Origin of the sequence: uncultured Jatrophihabitans sp. (assembly GCF_964246335.1) — a bacterium.
In the GTDB taxonomy this organism is placed as follows: Bacteria; Actinomycetota; Actinomycetes; order Mycobacteriales; family Jatrophihabitantaceae; genus Jatrophihabitans.
Genome location: NZ_CAXTQF010000001.1, coordinates 1 through 17,028, shown reverse-complemented (window position 1 = coordinate 17,028; position 17,028 = coordinate 1). Strand labels below are relative to the sequence as shown.

15 protein-coding genes are annotated in these 17,028 nt (G+C 67.3%); 6 read left to right on the top strand and 9 right to left on the bottom strand.

What is annotated here, in order from left to right; all coding sequences use genetic code 11:
• The first annotated feature begins 34 nt into the window (after positions 1-34).
• Positions 35-391 (top strand): hypothetical protein, encoded by a 357-nt coding sequence (locus ACFFCN_RS00075; RefSeq protein ID WP_375488761.1) that lies wholly within the window; start codon positions 35-37, stop codon positions 389-391.
• Positions 392-761: 370 nt separating this feature from the next.
• Here the strand turns inward: ACFFCN_RS00075 and ACFFCN_RS00070 are convergent, their stop codons facing one another.
• Positions 762-1,115 (bottom strand): putative quinol monooxygenase, encoded by a 354-nt coding sequence (locus ACFFCN_RS00070; RefSeq protein ID WP_375488478.1) that lies wholly within the window; start codon positions 1,113-1,115, stop codon positions 762-764.
• Positions 1,115-1,831, bottom strand: coding sequence for an SDR family NAD(P)-dependent oxidoreductase (locus tag ACFFCN_RS00065; protein WP_375488476.1), 717 nt, complete (start codon positions 1,829-1,831; stop codon positions 1,115-1,117). The genes ACFFCN_RS00070 and ACFFCN_RS00065 overlap by 1 nt, the downstream gene beginning before the upstream one ends.
• A gap of 106 nt (positions 1,832-1,937) precedes the next feature.
• Between ACFFCN_RS00065 and ACFFCN_RS00060 the strand changes: the two genes are divergently transcribed.
• The 3 genes from ACFFCN_RS00060 (at position 1,938) to ACFFCN_RS00050 (ending at position 5,830) form a co-directional block, all read left to right on the top strand.
• A complete protein-coding gene (locus ACFFCN_RS00060; RefSeq protein ID WP_375488474.1) occupies positions 1,938-2,582 on the top strand; it encodes a TetR/AcrR family transcriptional regulator in 645 nt (214 codons plus the stop codon).
• 503 nt (positions 2,583-3,085) lie between these two features.
• On the top strand, positions 3,086-3,553 hold the full coding sequence (locus tag ACFFCN_RS00055; RefSeq protein WP_375488472.1) for a hypothetical protein: 468 nt from the start codon (positions 3,086-3,088) through the stop codon (positions 3,551-3,553).
• A 219-nt stretch (positions 3,554-3,772) separates the two neighbouring features.
• Positions 3,773-5,830: a P-loop ATPase, Sll1717 family gene (locus ACFFCN_RS00050; protein ID WP_375488470.1), complete on the top strand. Its 2,058-nt coding sequence runs from the start codon at positions 3,773-3,775 to the stop codon at positions 5,828-5,830.
• A 124-nt stretch (positions 5,831-5,954) separates the two neighbouring features.
• On the opposite strand, the gene ACFFCN_RS00045 is transcribed toward ACFFCN_RS00050, so the two are convergent.
• Positions 5,955-6,224, bottom strand: coding sequence for an SCO4848 family membrane protein (locus tag ACFFCN_RS00045; protein ID WP_375488759.1), 270 nt, complete (start codon positions 6,222-6,224; stop codon positions 5,955-5,957).
• Between the two features lie 75 nt (positions 6,225-6,299).
• Between ACFFCN_RS00045 and ACFFCN_RS00040 the strand changes: the two genes are divergently transcribed.
• Complete coding sequence (locus ACFFCN_RS00040; RefSeq protein WP_375488468.1) at positions 6,300-7,706, top strand: D-alanyl-D-alanine carboxypeptidase family protein; 1,407 nt, start codon at positions 6,300-6,302, stop codon at positions 7,704-7,706.
• Positions 7,707-7,710: 4 nt separating this feature from the next.
• Here ACFFCN_RS00040 and ACFFCN_RS00035 read toward each other — a convergent pair whose 3' ends face one another.
• From ACFFCN_RS00035 to ACFFCN_RS00010, 6 genes are all read right to left on the bottom strand, one after another.
• The gene (locus ACFFCN_RS00035) at positions 7,711-8,835 is read right to left on the bottom strand and encodes a YhjD/YihY/BrkB family envelope integrity protein (RefSeq protein WP_375488466.1); all 1,125 of its coding nucleotides are present in this window, start codon (positions 8,833-8,835) and stop codon (positions 7,711-7,713) included.
• Positions 8,836-8,854: 19 nt separating this feature from the next.
• The gene (locus tag ACFFCN_RS00030) at positions 8,855-9,409 is read right to left on the bottom strand and encodes a 2'-5' RNA ligase family protein (RefSeq protein WP_375488464.1); all 555 of its coding nucleotides are present in this window, start codon (positions 9,407-9,409) and stop codon (positions 8,855-8,857) included.
• Complete coding sequence (trpS, locus tag ACFFCN_RS00025) at positions 9,406-10,440, bottom strand: tryptophan--tRNA ligase (RefSeq protein ID WP_375488462.1); 1,035 nt, start codon at positions 10,438-10,440, stop codon at positions 9,406-9,408. Before trpS ends, ACFFCN_RS00030 begins: the two co-directional genes overlap by 4 nt.
• 61 nt (positions 10,441-10,501) lie before the next feature.
• Positions 10,502-11,866: a hemolysin family protein gene (locus ACFFCN_RS00020; protein WP_375488460.1), complete on the bottom strand. Its 1,365-nt coding sequence runs from the start codon at positions 11,864-11,866 to the stop codon at positions 10,502-10,504.
• A 63-nt stretch (positions 11,867-11,929) separates the two neighbouring features.
• Positions 11,930-12,835, bottom strand: a complete 906-nt coding sequence (locus tag ACFFCN_RS00015; RefSeq protein ID WP_375488458.1) for an alpha/beta fold hydrolase — start codon at positions 12,833-12,835, stop codon at positions 11,930-11,932.
• 133 nt (positions 12,836-12,968) lie between these two features.
• Entirely contained in the window at positions 12,969-15,146 is a 2,178-nt protein-coding gene (locus ACFFCN_RS00010; protein WP_375488456.1) for an NADP-dependent isocitrate dehydrogenase, read from the bottom strand.
• A gap of 82 nt (positions 15,147-15,228) precedes the next feature.
• Here ACFFCN_RS00010 and ACFFCN_RS00005 point away from each other — a divergent pair, with 82 nt between their 5' ends.
• Positions 15,229-16,887: a DUF885 domain-containing protein gene (locus ACFFCN_RS00005; protein WP_375488454.1), complete on the top strand. Its 1,659-nt coding sequence runs from the start codon at positions 15,229-15,231 to the stop codon at positions 16,885-16,887.
• Positions 16,888-17,028: the final 141 nt, after the last annotated feature.

Here is a 17,028-nt window from a genome sequence, read left to right as displayed (position 1 = left end):
CGATGTTCTGCCGGCAGTGCTCTACGGTCGGACTGTGATCGAAATTGGCAGCCGCGCCCGCTCGCAGCCGCCACCACCTCATATCGTTCACGAAGCCCTAACGACCCCGGACCGCGACCCATCCCGTCCATGGCTTGACCTGCTCGACGACGAGCAAGCTCCGAAAATCATCGCGAGCGACCCGCCAACGAGCATCACCTGGTCATCAATTTGGACCAAGAGGCCAGACGCGGTTATCCGCTTCGACCTGCCGGGCGACCGCAACGGTACAAACCTTCGTTGGACCCTGCTGGTAAACGACCCCATCCCGGACGATGCACTCATCGGCCACATGCGCAAGCGGGTGAACCAGCTGATCAACGCCAGTCTGCGGTACACATTTGGACAATGACCGGCCAAGCACAGTGTCTGTCGCCGGATCGCGCGCCACTCTAGACGTCGATGGAGCGCTCGCGAGCCGTGGATAGGCGCTTTCGGCCTGTCAGTGCATGGCCGCGCAGATGGATCGCTTAGGGCGCGAAAGCGGTCAGCCGGCGCTTCATTCGAAGCACCGAGGCGAGCCTTGCAGTCGGGGCGCACCGCTCCTTTGGTCAGATCTTGGCGTCGGAACTGCTGCACGCCGAACGAGCTCTCCGTGCTGGTGGCGCGTGCGCCCGCAGCACTCACCGCGGTGGGTGCCCGTCGCTTGCGGGTTGCTTTCTTTCGCAGGGACGCTAAACGATTGGCGCGGTGCGGTTTGCTTCCGCGAGGACCGCTTCTTGTCAGCTCGACGAACTCGCTCCTGCGAGTGAGCCTTTGCTTGGCTGTCCGTCTGGGACAGCTGCGCAGAGGGTGATTTCTGGTGGCCCGTCGAAGTAGGCGAGGGAGTCCTGAATGAAGGACTTGAAGACCTGGGTCTCGTAGCTGGCCTCGAGGGTTTCGCGCGATACCCATCTCTCAATAAAGACGAACTTATTCGGGTCGTCGAGCGCGCGGTGCAACGCCAACAACAGACAGTCCGGGCTCTCGTGGGTCGGCGCGACGATCTTGCGCAGAAATTTCTCACCCTCGTCTGCTTTGTCCTCGCGAGCGATGAAGGTTGCTACGACGATGACCTCGTGGTCGTGTTCGGCCATCAGGCCACCTCTGCGCTGGCGCGGCCGCCGTCGACGTCGAGGGTTGTGCCGCTGACGTAGCCGGCACGTGGTGAGGCGGCGAAGACGATGACGTCCGCGATCTCTTCGGCGCTGGCGACGCGCCCCAGGGTGGTTGCATTGCCGAGGCCGTCGAGGACCGGTCCGAAGTCGGCTGTGCCTCCGGTTCGTGTAGGTCCGGGTGAGATCCCGACGACGCGCACGCCGTCTCGGCCGAATTCGCCGGCCCATGATCGGGTCAGCGAGTCCATGGCTGCTTTGGAGGCGCCGTAGGCGGCCGTACCGGGCGCGGGGTGTTTGACCGCGACAGTGGTGAGGTTGACGACGACGCCGCTGCCTCGCTTCTGCATGGCGGGAACAAGTGCTGCCGTGAGCAGGAATGGCGCTCGGGCGTTGATGGCCATGTGCCGGTCGAAGCTATCGGCACTGGTGTCGGTCGTGGCGGCGAACACGTAGATGCCGGCGTTGTTGACCAGGACGTCGACCGGACCGGCGTCCGCGGCAAGCTGTATGACGTCGGCAGCGTGTGACAAGTCGCCGGCCACGAACCGAGCGGTGCCGCCCGCCTCGGTGATGGCTGCGACGGCGTTGCGGCCGCGCACCTCGTCGCGTCCGTGGACCAGCACAGTGGCGCCGGCGGCGGCGAACTTGCGGGCCGCGGCCAAGCCGATCCCGGACGTCCCGCCCGTGACCAGCACGACCTGATCGACAAATTCGGATGAGCTGGAAGGCATTGCACTCCTACATTGGGATGGAAATCCCAAAGTAGCAGATTGGGTACAGCCATCCCATTACACTGGACGCATGGGGCAAGAGCGAGATCGCAACACCCCCATGTCGCGTATGACCCGTAAGGGGCTAGCGACGCGGGAGCGCATCATCGACTACGCGACCGACCTGATGATCGACGACGGCATCGCCAACACGAGCATCGACGACATACGTCATGCCGCAGGCGTCAGCGGATCGCAAATGGCTCACTACTTCGCCGACAAGCACGACCTGATCGGCGCGGTCATCGATCGCGCCGCCGACAGGGTCATGGACGGGCAGCAGCCCTACCTCGACCACTTCGACTCCCTCGAAGCCATCGAGGCCTGGGCGGACTTGGAGATCAACTATCAGCGTTCCGCTGGCTGCCCCGGCTGTCCGCTGGGATCACTCGCGGCCGAACTGCTCGATGTCGACCCCTCTCTGGCCGCCCGCGTCCGCGACCACATGGACACATGGGCAGCCCGAATGAGCAATGGCCTGCGCGACATGAAAGACCGCGGCGATCTCAGGAAGAACGCCGACCCCGACAACCTCGCACGCGCGCTGCTGACCGGACTGCAAGGAGGTCTGTTCATGACCAACCTCACCGGCGACGTTGCACCCGTCGAAGCGATCATGACACGGCTCATCGATGACCTCCGACGACAGACAAACCCAACGCCGTCCTTCGGCTGACAAGACCGGCGTAGACGGAGAGCGTCGACGCGTCAGTGCACATCGCCACGCATCACTACCACGCTTAGCGAAGGTCCCTAACAGGCGCCGTGTCTTCAGCTGCATATAGAGACCAAGTTGCGCGCGCCGCGCCGTCGATAAGGAGCGCGGCCGACGGCGCCGACTCCTCGCATACGAATCGTTGTGGCTTCAAGCCATGAATCAAGAGCCGTCTCGTAGCTACGTGAGCGCGAGCGGTGGTGTACGAGCTCTCCGCTCTTAAGGTTCTGATGGCGCGTTGTGCCACAAGTAGCGCGGGTGAGACTTGTTAACTGGCTGTCTCGGCGGGACGATGTTGTGTCTGGCCTGCCGGCGCAGCGACCCGTCGCTCCGACGGCCGGTTGTCATGCTGGGCGACGGCGAAATCGCAGAACACCATGGCTAGCAGCACAGCTGGCGCGAGCAACGCAGCCGGCAGTTACAGTGCCTACCCGACCTCAGTACCTTTGATCAATGGGTCAGAGGTGAACGAGCAGGCCGAACGGTGCCGCGAGTTGATCAGTGCGCTCGGGCTGGCACAGCAGCGGGCAGCGTGGTCCGAGCAGGCCCTGTATCACTGCCTGGACTATCTCGGTGACACGCAGATGCTCGACGACATCGCGATCCTCGACGCGGCCGTCCACGGACCGCAGACCTTCTCCGTCTCCTATCGCAAACCCGGTTTCGGGTCGGCGAATGGATGGACCCTGGCCACGCTGGGTGACCGCGATCGGCACAAGACCCTGCGGCTAATGCCTCACATCCTGGATGAAGAGGCGCCATTAGACGCGTACACGTACGCGCGAGACTTCGTGATCGTCGGCATCATCGAACCCTTCGACACGACGGACTACACCGAACCAGACAGCGCCGGTGTGCGCTGGTTCGTACCGCCAAACTTTGGCGACGGTGGGGGCGACCAGCCCTCAACGTATTTGATGCTGACGTCTTGACGTAGTGGGACCGCTCGAAACATGTTTGCGGCGCAAGCGTCCAGCGACGACAGAGGCGCATGTCCTGAGAACCGTCGACTGCGCGCGCCGCGGCACGCGGCGGACCCGCTCGATAGCCGTCGTTCTGCGTGGCGCAGCGTCCGGCCAGCGAGAACACGACGGTCGCGATTGCCTAGCTCTCACGCCCGGCATCTGATCAAATACAGTCGGGAGGACATCGTGGCTAATGCGCAATCAGGCAGAAAACTCATCGGCCGTATCCATCTTGGGCAGGCCTTTGCCGAGTACGACTCGACGCTGACCGATCCGACAGTCTTCGTCCATACGCCAGCTCTGGACGCAGCTGGGACTTGGAGCAATCCTCACTGCTTCTTCATTGGGCGGCGCGGTACCGGGAAGACAACGATCGCGCGTCACGTCGAGTTGACAAATGGCAAAGCGATTTTAATCAGACCTGAACTTTTCTCTCCGAGCACGCGCGAGGTGCCTCCTGAGCAGTTCCGCGACGCAAAGCAGAAGCCTTTTCGTTCGCTAACCGCCGCCTTTCGGCGAAGCTTGCAAGCTGAGGTGCTGTTGGCGCGCGTCGCACATGACGACGTTTACCCGCGAACACTGCCTGACGCGCTCTTTACGGAGAATGCAGAATTCGGCGATTTGGATTTCGACTTGCGAGCCGTGAGCTATATCGGAAGTTTACTCGGGCCATTAGCGTCAGGCGACGATGCGGCATGGCTGACCGAGGTCAAAAAAGCAAAAAATATCTCGTCACTCATGGACGAAATGCCCGAGGCAAAGCACAATCGACAGATCGTGCTGATCGACGCGATCGACGACAGCTGGGACGGTAGTGACGTTGCCGTAATCTACCTAGCGGCACTCATGCACGCAGTGCTCGAGATAAACACACAGACGAACGGCATACGAACGCTGGTATTCATACGAGAAAATATCTTTGATCGCGTACGGGAAATGGACTCTGAATTTGCACGGCTAGAAACGTGTGTAGTCGGACTCGAATGGACTGAGCCACAACTTCTAGAAATGGTGGAGCGCCGACTCAATGCACCGCTAACCAGCAAAATACCTCTTGGCGGCGCAACCTGGGATCGATTCATTGACGGCGGCGCCGCGTCGCGAGCAGCCGTATTCAACTATTGCCAGCGGCGCCCCCGTGACGTCTTTACGTACATGGGCCTTGCGCTCGAAATTTCACAGTCTGCACGTCACGAACGGCTTGGGCTCGAGGACCTTCACGCCGCGCGACGGCAATTCTCGATCTCGAGACTCCGCGATCTCGGCGATGAGTACCAAGAAAACTATCCCCAGCTGAGCCTTCTGCTGTCCAAATTTTATGGCTTGGCGGGAAGATGGACGCTGAGAGGACTATCTGGCTTTCTGCAGCGCCTTTTGCTCGACAAACAGCTCACGGATGCTTGCGGAACATGGATCTGGTCCGTGTCCGACGACCAGACATTTGCTCAACTCCTCTATAGTATCGGTTTCTTAGGATACACGGAGTCCCCAAAGCGAGCGCACGCAAAGAGCACTACTACGTTTCGTAGCTTAGGTCCAACTGACTCAACCCCTCCACCTATCCGAGCCAGTACGGACCTAATCGTGCATCCTTCTTACTGGGATGCCCTAGATCTTCAGGATGTCCTCGTCCAGGACTTTACCGAAGCGTCGTCGTTCGGAGTGCGAGGTCTGCAGTTTGATCTTCCGGAGTCGCTCGAGTTCGACGCGTACTTAGAGAGCTTGCGGGAGCTGCTTGCGCGCCTCAGATCGGTACCAGACGGTCCCGCTCCAGCCTCGACGGCGTTCGAGGATTGCGTCGGAGACACTCTGAAACTCTGTTTCTTTCGGTCACTCGCCAATGTTGAAGACCAAGTGCGAGATGTCGATAATGTTATCCGGCGGGATTGGGTTGCTGCCAATCGCGGAACCGGTGGATTCTGGGAAATGTTGCGCCAACGGTATGGCGCCACCCAAATTATCGTTGAATGCAAAAACTATGAGGAGCTGTCAGCGTCTGACTTCCAACAGGCTAGCTACTACATGAGCCCTGCGGGAGGGCGCGTGGTGATCATTGTTTTCAAAGGAGAGATCAAAAATCATTATTTTGAGCATGTGAAACGCAGCGCAACGAAGGAGGATGGTTCACTCTTTCTTCTAAATTCCAAGGATCTTCAAGTGTTTATCCGCCAAGCTATCAATGGCAAGGTAAAAGAAGATCACCTGTTGGATCGCTTCGATCGCACCGTTCGAGCAATCTCCTGATTTCGTTATGCGTAGCCGTCGTAGCCAGTCCCCATAGAGCGAACCAGCGACGGGGGACGCGACGCGCATAGTCGGCGGTATGCGCCGTCGCGCAGCCAAGATCAGCTGGCGCGCGCGTCGGTGACTAGCGCGGCGGGCCGGCCAGCGAGTGGTCGTCCTGTTTCGCGGAACGTGCGGCGTTCGGCCGCGTGCGCAGGGCGCGGATGCCGAGCACGCCGATCGCGGTGCCGAGGATCAGCGACACCACCGTCAACACAAGGTGTACGCCGAAGAACGCGGTCATCCCGTGGTGCCACGAGCGCGGGTCGGCCCAGATGTTCTTCAAGAAGGTGGGCCAGATGATCCACGACCACACGCCGAACGCCACCAGGAACCAGCCCACGCGCCGTGACATCACCACGCCAGCAAGTATCCGGGTCGGCGCGCGTCGATGGCCGGGCGCACGGCCCCGCCGACCTACCCTCGACCGGTGCGGGTATCCGGTGTCGTGGCAGCGCTGCTGATCGGCGCCACAGCGCTCGCTCCGGCCGCGGCCGCAGGCGCGACGCATCCGGCGCCCAGCACGACGCACGTCGTCCCACCGCCCGCGCCGTCCCCCACCGCGAAAGGCAAGTCGCCCGAGGCGCCCGACCCGCACCCGCCGCTCGGCGGCATCGGCCCGGACGGCAAGCCGGTCGGCGGTGCGCAGCTGCTATCGCGCGGATTCGTGCTGCCGCCACACGCACCGGCGCTGCCGCAGCACCTGACCGCTGCCTCGTTCGTGGTGGCGGACCTGGACACCGGTGACATCGTCGCCGCGCGTGACCCGCACGGCCGCTACCAGGCCGCGAGCATCCAGAAGCTGCTGACCTCGATCACCGTCTTGCCGCTGCTGCCCGGCAACCGCACGCTGACGATCAGCCGCAGCGCCGCGGACACCGAGGGCTCGCACGCCGGCCTGGTCGCCGGCGGCACGTACACGGTGGACGACATCTTCCGCGGGCTGCTGCTCGTGTCGGGCAACGACGCGGCCGCGGCGCTCGCCGAGGCGGCCGGCGGCCGTGCGCACACCGTCGCACTGATGAACACCGAGGCGCGCACCCTGGGCGGCTACGACACCTTCGTGCAGACGCCGTCCGGGCTGGACGGCTGGCAGCAGCTGACGAGCGCATACGACATGACGCTGTTCCTGCGCGCGGCCGTCGCGCAGCCGCGCATCATCGCGTACGACACCGTCGACCGCGCGACGCTGCCGGCGCAACACGTCGCCGGCGCCGGCAAGGCCGCATCGCACGCCGTCACGCTCTACAACCAGAACTACGAGTTCCTGCACACCGTCAAGGGCGCGCTGCTTGCCAAGACCGGCTACACCGACGCCGCGCAGCACACCTTCGCCGGGGTCATCGAGCGCAACGGCCACCGGTACGGCGTCGTGCTGATGCGCGCGCAGCGCTATCCGCAGGACCAGTGGCAGCAGGCGACCAAGCTCGTCGACTGGGCGACGAAGTTGCCGGCCGGCACCGCGCCGGTGGGCAAGCTGCCCGTCGACCATGCCGTGGCAGCACCGGGTGTCGCCACCACGGGCGCCGCCGCCGTCGCCTCCACGACACCGTCCGCGACGACATCACGCTCGGGCACGCCGTCCCCGTCACCGAGCACGAGCAGGGGCTCATCGGGCTCGAAGGCCGGCCGCCTCGCGATCGTCGCCGTCGTCTTCATCCTGCTGTTCCTGCTCAGCCAACGCATCCGCCGCGCCGCACACCCCCGACGACCGGGTGACGAGCAGTACCGGTTGATCCCGCGGCGCGATCCGCGGCGACCACCGCCGCGCCGGCGCCCGAACCGTCCCGACCCGCCGGACGGCCCGGACCTACGCAAGCATCCGCCGGGCGAGTAACGCCCTACGCCCGGGGCCGCTTGCGCATCGCGGCCCGGGCGGCCGACCAGCTCGCCAGCAGACCGGCGACGGCGCCCGCACCGACCAGCGTCGCCGCGACGGCCGCCGGCGCAGGTGCACCGGGCGCGCGCGTCCGCCGGGTGCTCGCCTGCGCGTTGCCCACCTCGGACGGCATCACCGGCACCGAGTTCGCGGCGCGGTCGGCCGCGACCGCGGTGGCCATCCACGCGCAGGCGAAGAGCATGTAGCGGCAGACGAGCTGGATCCACACGAGGATGGCGATGACGCCGGCGAACGGTCCGGCGGTGGGGCTGTGCGAGGTCTTCGCGATCGTGTACGTGCCCAGGATCTTGAGGATCTCGAAGCCGACGGAGGCGAGCAGCACGCCCTTGATCGCAGTGCGTCTGCTGACCGTCATCTGCGGCATCCGGACGAGCACGAGGTAGAAGATCACCATGTCGCCGAGCACCGAGATCGCGATGCCGATGACCTTGAGCAGGATGGTGAATCCGGGCAGCGAGTCGAGGGACAGCGCCGTGAGGACCTGCTTGGTCAGTGACGTGCCGACCGCGGTCAGTGCCAGCGACACGAGCAGGCCGAGGCCCAGCGCGCCCAGCACGATCAGGTTGCTGACCCGGGACATGACGAAGTTGCGTTTCGGCGGTTGGCGCCCCCACACAGCGTCGATGGCCTCGCGCAGGTTGCTGATCCAGCCCAGACCGGTCAGCAGTACGCCGACCAGACCGACGATGCCCACCCCTGCCCGCTTGTCGATGGCGGTCTGCAGCGCGGTCTTGAGCGTGGTGCCGAACTGTCCCGGCACCTGATCGGTGATGTGCTTGAACAGGTCCTGCTGGGCGGCCGGGTGCGCGTGCAGGATGAAGCCGACCACGGAGACCGCGAGCAGGAGCAGCGGGAACAGTGCCAGGAAGCTGAAGTAGGTGATCGCGCCCGCGTACTGGTTGCCGTGGTTGCGGGTCAGCAGCTGGTAGGCCTCCAGGACGTGCCGCAGCCACCGGTACCGCGCCTGCAGCGCCGCCCAGCGGCCGGTCGCCTCGTCCTTCGCGCGGGTCAGCGTGCCCGCGTCGTCGCCGTCGTCGTCACGTGCTTCGGCGGAGTCGGCGCTCATGGCTGCTGAGTCTGCCTGGTCACCCGCCGAGGGGGAACTGCGCACGCCAGGCCCACTCGCCGCGCTCGTCGCGGGAGAACAGCACGACGTGTTCGACGGTGAATCGGGCGACGAAGTCCGCGAGCCCGTCGTAGGCCTCGTCGAGCTGCGCGTCCGCGATGTCCTGCGCGACGGTCACGTGCGGGTGGTACGGGAAGTCCAGCTCGCGGCCGAGCGGGCCGGTGCGGACCTCGCGCTCGAGGAGCTCGCAGTCGGCCACGCCCGCGGAGACCTGGACGAACACGACCGGCGAAACCGGGCGGAACGTGCCGGTGCCGGCCAGGTGCATGACGAACGGCTCGCGGGTCTTGGCCGCCCGCGCGAGATGCGCCTCCACCTCGTCCACCGCGTCCGCGGGCAACACCGTCGGCGGCAGCAGCGTGACGTGCGGGAACACGAGGTCGGCGTTCGGGTCCCTGACCTGGCGCCGCCAGCCGGTGAGGATGCTGGCGTGCGGCTGCGGAATGGCCAGCGCGACGCCGACAACGATGTCACCTGGCCGCATGTCTTCCTCGCGCATGTCGGCGTCGCTCACGTCGCCGGGCTCCCGGCAGCAGGTGCCAGCATGCCCACCCGCTCGTAGGCGATCCGCGCGGACTCGCCCGCGACGGCGTTGGCGCGCTCGGCGCCGCGGGCGAGGATCCGGTCGAGCTCGGCCGGATCGGCGAGCAGGTCGTTGGTGCGCTTGGCGAACGGCTCGGCGAACGCGGCGACGGCGTCCGCGACGGCGACCTTCAACGCGCCGTACCCGGGGGCGTCGGCGAACTCGGCCTCGGCCTGCGCGACGGTGCGGTCGGTGACGGCGGCGTAGATCGTCAGCAGGTTCGACACACCCGCCTTGTCGATCGGGTCGAAGCGGATCTCCGTCCCGGTGTCGGTGACGGCGCGCCGGATCTTCTTCGTGCTGACGGCCGGGTCGTCGAGCAGGTTGACGACACCGGCTTCACCGAGCGACTTGCTCATCTTCGCGGTCGGGTCCTGCAGGTCGAGGATCTTCGCCGTCTCGGCGAGGATGTAGGGCTCGGGGACGACGAACGTCTCGCCGTAGCGGGCGTTGAACCGCTGCGCGAGGTCGCGGGTCAGCTCGATGTGCTGACGCTGGTCCTGACCGACCGGCACGTAGTTGGCCTGGTAGATCACGATGTCGGCGACCTGCAGGATCGGGTAGGTCAGCAGCCCCACACTGACGTTGCCGCCGCGTGCGGACTTGTCCTTGAACTGCGTCATGCGCTGCGCTTCGCCGTACCCGGTCAGGCACTCCATGATCCACGACACCTGGGTGTGCGCCGGGACGTGGCTCTGCAGGAACAGCGTGCAACGCTGCGGGTCCAGGCCGGCCGCAAGCAGCTGCGCGACCGAGACGCGGGTGCGCGCGCGCAGCTCGTCCGGCGTCGGCGGATTGAGCGTGAGCGAGTGCAGGTCGACGACGCAGTAGAAGGCGTCGTTGCCGTCCTGCAGCGCCACCCATTGCTTGACCGCGCCGAGGTAGTTGCCGAGGTGGAACGAGCCGGCCGTCGGCTGGATGCCGGACAGGACCCGTGGCAGCTGCGGCGTTTGGCTGGTCATGGTCACTCGATTGTTCCACCCCTGGACATATTCACCGGACGCTGGTCGCTACCCGCCGTAGTCAGGTGTGGGCGCGATGGTCGGGCCGGGTGTGCGCCGCGGCGGTCGGCGCCTCGTCCGGCGCCGGCGGTGTGCCGTCGTCGCCCTGTTCCGGGGTCAGCCGCACCCGTGCCGCGCGGCGCCCCTCGGTGCGGACGACGGTCAGCCGCACGCCGTCGTGCTCGACGACGTCGCCCGTCTGCGGCAACCGGCCGAGTTCGGCCATCACGAACCCCGCGACGGTGGCGTACGGACCTTCGGGCAGCGCGACGCCGGAGATCTCCTCGATCTCGTCGAGGTTGAGCTTGCCGTCGACCTCGATCTCGCCACCGGCGAGCTGGCGCGAACCGTCGGCGTCGGCGTCGTACTCGTCGCGGATCTCGCCGACGACCTCCTCGAGCAGATCCTCGAGCGTGACGATGCCGTCGGTGCCGCCGTACTCGTCGACGACGATCGCCATGTGATGCCCCTCGTCGCGCATCTGCGCCATCGCGGCCAGCACGTGCACGCTGCCGGGCATCGCCTTGATCTCGCGCGCCACGCTGCCCACCGTGGTGTCGCGCTCGTGGCGCACGGTCGGCAGCAGCAGGTCGCGGATGTGCACGAAGCCGACGACGTCGTCCTGCCCGCGGCCGGTGACCGGGTAGCGCGAGTGCGGCGACTCGGCGGCCACCTTCGCCGCGCGGCTGACCGTCATCGACCGCTCGAGGAAGGTGACCTCGGTGCGCGGGACCATGACCTCGTCGATGGACCTTTGCCCGGCGCCGAAGACGTCGTCGATCAGCTGCCGCTCGTCGGTGCCGAGGGATTCGTGCGCGGCGACGAGGTTGCGCAGCTCCTCCTCGCTGATCGGTTCCCGCGCGGCCCCGGGATCGCCGCCGAGCAGCCGGACGATGACATCGGTGGACCTCGACAGCAGCCAGATCACCGGACGCAGGAACGACGCCGTCCGGGCCAGCGGTGGGGCGAAGAACTGCGCCGCCTTCTCCGCGCGCTGCAGCGCCAGCCGCTTCGGCGCGAGCTCGCCGAGCACGAGCGTCACGAACGAGATGATCAGCGTGACGCCGATGATGCCGGTCGCGCCGGCGAGGCCGTCGCTCCAGCCGAGGTGGACGAGCTCGTGCTTGGCCGAATCGGACAGCGTGACGGCACCGAACGCGCTGGACAGCAGCGCCGTGGACGTGACGCCGATCTGCACGGTGGCGAGGAAGCGGTTCGGATCCTCGGTCAGCTTGGCGACCGCCTGCCCGGCGCGGCCGGCCTCGGCCAGCGCCCGGATCTGGCTCTCGCGCAGCGACACCAGCGCGATCTCCGCGGCGACGAACAGCCCCTCGATGAGGATCAGCAGCAGCACGATGCCGACGTTGAGCAACGTCGTGCCGACCACGGGCAGGAGTCTACGGACTGTGCGGGCCGTCCCGGGTCCGGCGAGCCGTGCGGACGGTCGGGATCAGCCGCCGATTGCTCGCGCGGCGACGTGCGTGCGCGCGCCGGCCCGACCCTTGGCGGGGCGGGCCCCGTGCAGCGGCGCGATGCTCGCCGCGGGCGCGCTACCGCGCAGCAGCACCTTCGCGACGTAGCTCGGGTCGTCGGTCATCGGCACGTGCCCGACGCCGCGCATCATCAGGTGCTCGGCCTGCGGCACGACCTCCTTGGCGCGTGCGGCCTGCCACGGCGGCAGCACGAGGTCACGCGCGGCCCAGGCGATCGTCACGGGGACGTCGGCGGGGATCTCGCGGTCGAACGGCTCCGCGGCGCGCAGCAGGATGTCCAGTGCCGGCCGGGCGTAGCGGAAGGCGCGGGCGTCACCGATCGCCTGATCGACCGGGACGCGGCCGGGGTGTGCGCACAGCACGCGGTACATGACCTGCCGGCCGGCACGGCTGCGCGCGAACGATTCGGCGTGCTGACCCAGCCGGTCGCTCAGGGCGCAGAAGCGCAGGAAGATCGCCCGGGTGTAGGCGAACTCCGCGTTGTTGCGCCAGAAGCCCGCCGGCGAGAGCGCGGTGACACTGCGCGCGTCGCCCTCGGCGCCGGCACCCAACGCGATGAGGCCACCGAGCGAGTTGCCGGCCACGTGCGGCCGGTCGAGTCCCTGGTCGGTGAGGAACTCCTTGAACTCGGCGCGCAGGACGTCTTCGACCGGGAAGCCCTTGGTGACCAACGGCGGCGACTGGCCGTGCCCAGGGAGGTCCACCAGGATGACCTCGCGGTGCTCGGTGAGCCGGTCGAGGACCGGGTACCAGGCCTGCCGGCGATGCGTGACCCCGTGCACCAGCACGAGGGGTTCACCGGATCCGTGGCGCTCGCACGCGAGCATGACGCCCTCCCGACGTTCGCGTCGGGTGGTCTTCACCTGGCGCTGGTCGGGACGTTACCCACTGGAAACAGGAAAGTGGGTGCCCGCAGTCACATTTGACACATTGTCACAGGTACTTCGCGACCCGCTTCATCGCTGAGAGCGAGGCGCGCGGACCGGGAGCCGCGGGTCAGGCGAGCTGGCCGAGCGTGTCGTTCAGCGTCTTGCTCGGGCGCATGGCCGCCTCGGCCTTGGCGTGGTCGGGCTGGTAGTAGCCGCCGATGTCCACGGCGTCGCCCTGCGCGTCCGCGAGCTCCGCCACGATCGCCTGCTCGCCGTTCGCCAGCGCCTCCGCGACGGGCGCGAACGTCGCCGCCAAGTCAGAGTCGTCGGTCTGCGCGGCGAGTTCGCGCGCCCAGTACAGCGCCAGGTAGAAGTGGCTGCCGCGATTGTCCAGCTCGCCGACCTTGCGCGACGGCGACTTGTTCTCCTCCAGCAACGATGCGGTCGCGCGGTCGAGCGCCAGCCCGAGCACCTTCGCCTTCGCGTTGCCGGTCTTGTCCGCGAGCATCTCCAGCGACACCGCCAGCGCGAGGAACTCGCCGAGCGAATCCCAGCGCAGGTGATCTTCCTTGACGAACTGCTGCACGTGCTTCGGTGCCGAGCCGCCGGCGCCGGTCTCGAACAGCCCGCCGCCGTCCATCAGCGGGACGATGGACAGCATCTTCGCGCTGGTGCCCAGTTCGAGGATCGGGAACAGGTCGGTCAGGTAGTCGCGCAGCACGTTGCCGGTCACCGAGATCGTGTCCTCGCCCGCGCGGGCACGCTCGAGCGTGAAGCGCGTAGCAGCGGCGACGTCCATGATCTCGATCTGCAGGCCGTCGGTGTCCAGCTCGGCGAGCAGCGGGCGCACCTTGGCCAGCAGCTGCGCGTCGTGCGCGCGCGTCTCGTCCAGCCAGAAGACGGTCGGTGCGCCGGTGGCGCGGGCCCGCTCGACGGCGAGCTCGACCCAGTTGCGAACGGGTGCGTCCTTGGTCTGGCACATGCGCCAGATGTCGCCCGGCTCGACCTCGTGCTCGAGCAGCGTCTGCCCGGCGCTGTCGACGACGCGCACGGTGCCGGCCGACGCGATCTCGAAGGTCTTGTCGTGCGAGCCGTACTCCTCGGCCTTCTGCGCCATCAGCCCGACGTTCGGCGTGGTGCCCATCGTCGACGGGTCGAACGCGCCGTGCTCGCGGCAGTGCTCGACGGTCTCGGCGTACAGCGGCGCGTACGGCGAGTCGGGGATGACGAACTTGGTGTCCTGCAGGTCCCCCGCCGCGTTCCACATCTGGCCCGACGTGCGGATCGCCGCCGGCATCGACGCGTCGATGATGACGTCGCTCGGCACATGGAAGTTCGTGATGCCGCGGTCGGAGTCGACCATCGCGACGGCCGGCCCGGCCTCGATCGCCGCGGCGACGGTCTTGGTGGCCTCGGGATGGGCGGACAGCAGCGAGCCGAGGCCGTCGTTCGGGCTGGCGTCGGGGTAGTTGTCGTAGACGTCGCCGACGACGGCGCGCACCGCGTGCCCGAAGATGATCGGGTCGGAGACCTTCATCATCGTCGCTTTCAGGTGCACGGAGAACAGCACACCCTGCTGCTTCGCCTCGGCCACCTGCGCGCGGAGGAACTCGTCGAGCGCGCGGCGCCGCATGACCGACGCGTCGATCACCTCGCCGGCGAGCAGCGGTGTCTCGGCCTTCAGCACGGTGACGGTGCCGTCGGCGGCGACGTGCTCGATGCGCACGACATCGGCGTCTGCGACGGTCGTCGACTTCTCCGAGTGCCGGAAGTCGCCGTCGGTCATCGTCGAGACGTGGGACTTCGATTCCGTCGACCACGCGCCCATCGAGTGCGGGTGCTTGCGCGCGTAGGCCTTCACCGACGCCGGGGCGCGGCGGTCGGAGTTGCCCTCGCGCAGCACCGGGTTGACCGCGGAACCCTTGACCGCGTCGTAGCGGGCGCGCACGTCGCGCTCGTCGTCCGTGCTCGGGTTCTCCGGGTAGTCAGGAAGGTCGTAGCCCTGCGCGCGCAGCTCGGCGATGGCGGCCTTGAGCTGCGGCACCGACGCGCTGATGTTCGGCAGTTTGATGATGTTGGCGTCCGGCGTCTTGGCAAGCTCGCCCAACTCGGCGAGTGCGTCGGCCACCTGCTGCTGTGCGGTCAGCCGGTCACCGAAGTGCGCGAGGATGCGCCCGGCCAGCGAGATGTCACGCAGCTCCAGCTCGACGCCGGCCGGCGCTGCGAACGCCTCGACGATCGGCAGGAACGAGTAGGTCGCCAGCGCGGGCGCCTCGTCGGTGTGCGTGTACACGATCTTCGCCATGAAAGCGCCTTCCGTCCGAATCTCTTGACGTCAAGATATCTTACCGGCTATCCCCTGTGCGCACGGCCCTAGTGTGCTGAACATGACCTCCAGCCGCAGCAGGTCCGCCGTCGACACCGTCGCGGAGGACTACGTCGAACAGCTCGCCGACCACGACCCGATGTTCGCCACCGACCTGGGCCTACCCGGCCGGGACGACCGACTGCCCGACTTCACGCCCGACTGGTGGCAGGAGGGCGCGCAGCTACGCGCCCGCACTCTGGACCGGCTGGCGGGAACCACGCCGGCAGACGACACCGACCGGATCACCATCGCCGCCATGCGCGACACGTTGGGCATCGAGCAGGAACTCCGCGCAGCGGGTGGTGACGAGGCGCGCCTCGACGTGCTCGAGTCACCGGTGCAGACCATCCGGATGGTCTTCGACCTGATGCCGACGGCGACGGACGAGGACTGGGCGACGATCTCGCGTCGACTCGCTGCGGTGCCGCAGGCCGTCGCCGGCTACACCGAGTCGCTGCGCACGGCCGCCGCACGCGGCGAGGTCCGGCCGCACCGGCAAGTGGCCGCCTGCGTGACGCAGTGCGCGGACAACGTCGGCGCCGACGGATTCTTTGCACAGTTCGCTGCCCAGGCACCCGAGGGCGCACCCGCTGAGCTCGCCGCAAATGCGCAGCAGGCCGCGCAGGCCTACGAGACCCTGGCCGCCTTCCTGCGCGACGAGCTGCTGCCGCAGGCTCCCGAGCGCGACGCCGTCGGACGCGAGCGGTACGCCCTGCACCTGCGCTCGTTCCTCGGTACCGACGTCGACCTCGACGAGACCTACGCGTGGGGCCAGGAGGAACTCGCCCGCATCGAGGCCGAGATGACGGCCACCGCCGAGCGCATCCGCGCCGGCGCGGATCTCGAGCAGGCGATAGCAGTGCTCGACGCCGACCCGCAGCGGCACATCGACGGCACCGACGCGCTGCGCGCCTGGATGCAGGAGACGTCCGACGCCGCCGTCGCGACGCTGGCCGGCACGCACTTCGACATCCCCGACGAGATCCGCACACTTGAGTGCCGCATTGCCCCGACGCACACCGGCGGCATGTACTACACACCGCCCAGCGATGACCTCGTCAGCCGGCCGGGCCGCATGTGGTGGTCGGTGCCCGAGGGCGTCACATCGTTCACCACCTGGCGGGAGAAGTCGGTGGTCTACCACGAGGGCGTGCCCGGGCATCACCTACAGGTCGGGCAGACCGCCGTGCGCAGCGAGCTGCTCAATCGCTGGCGCCGCAACGCGTCCTGGGTGAGTGGGCACGGCGAGGGCTGGGCGCTGTACGCGGAGCGGCTGGCCGCCGACCTCGGCTGGCTCGACGACCCCGGCGACTACCTGGGCATGCTGCAGAGCCAGGCACTGCGCGCCACCCGCGTGGTGCTCGACATCGGCATCCACTGCGAGCTCCCCGCCCCCGCCGAGGTCGGCGGTGGCGCATGGACCTACGACAAGGCCTGGCAGTTCCTGACGGGGCACGTCAACCTGGGCGAGGAGCTACTGCGCTTCGAACTCGACCGCTACCTCGGCTGGCCGGGCCAGGCGCCGTCATACAAGATCGGCGAGCGGTTCTGGCTGCAACTGCGCGACGACGTGCGGCGCCGCGAGGGCGACGCGTTCGACCTGCGCCAATTCCATCGGCGGGCGCTGGACGTCGGCTCGCTCGGCCTCGACGTCCTGCGCACCGCCGTCCTCGGCTGACGTTGCGGCCGACCCACCCCAGCTGCCCGTCACCCGCGCGCCGTGTCTCCGCGCACCGTCTATCCGCGCCCCGTCTATCCGCGCCCGTCTCCCGCGCACCGTTGGTCCCGCGGCAACCCCCCTCGGTGATCAACAGTCGAT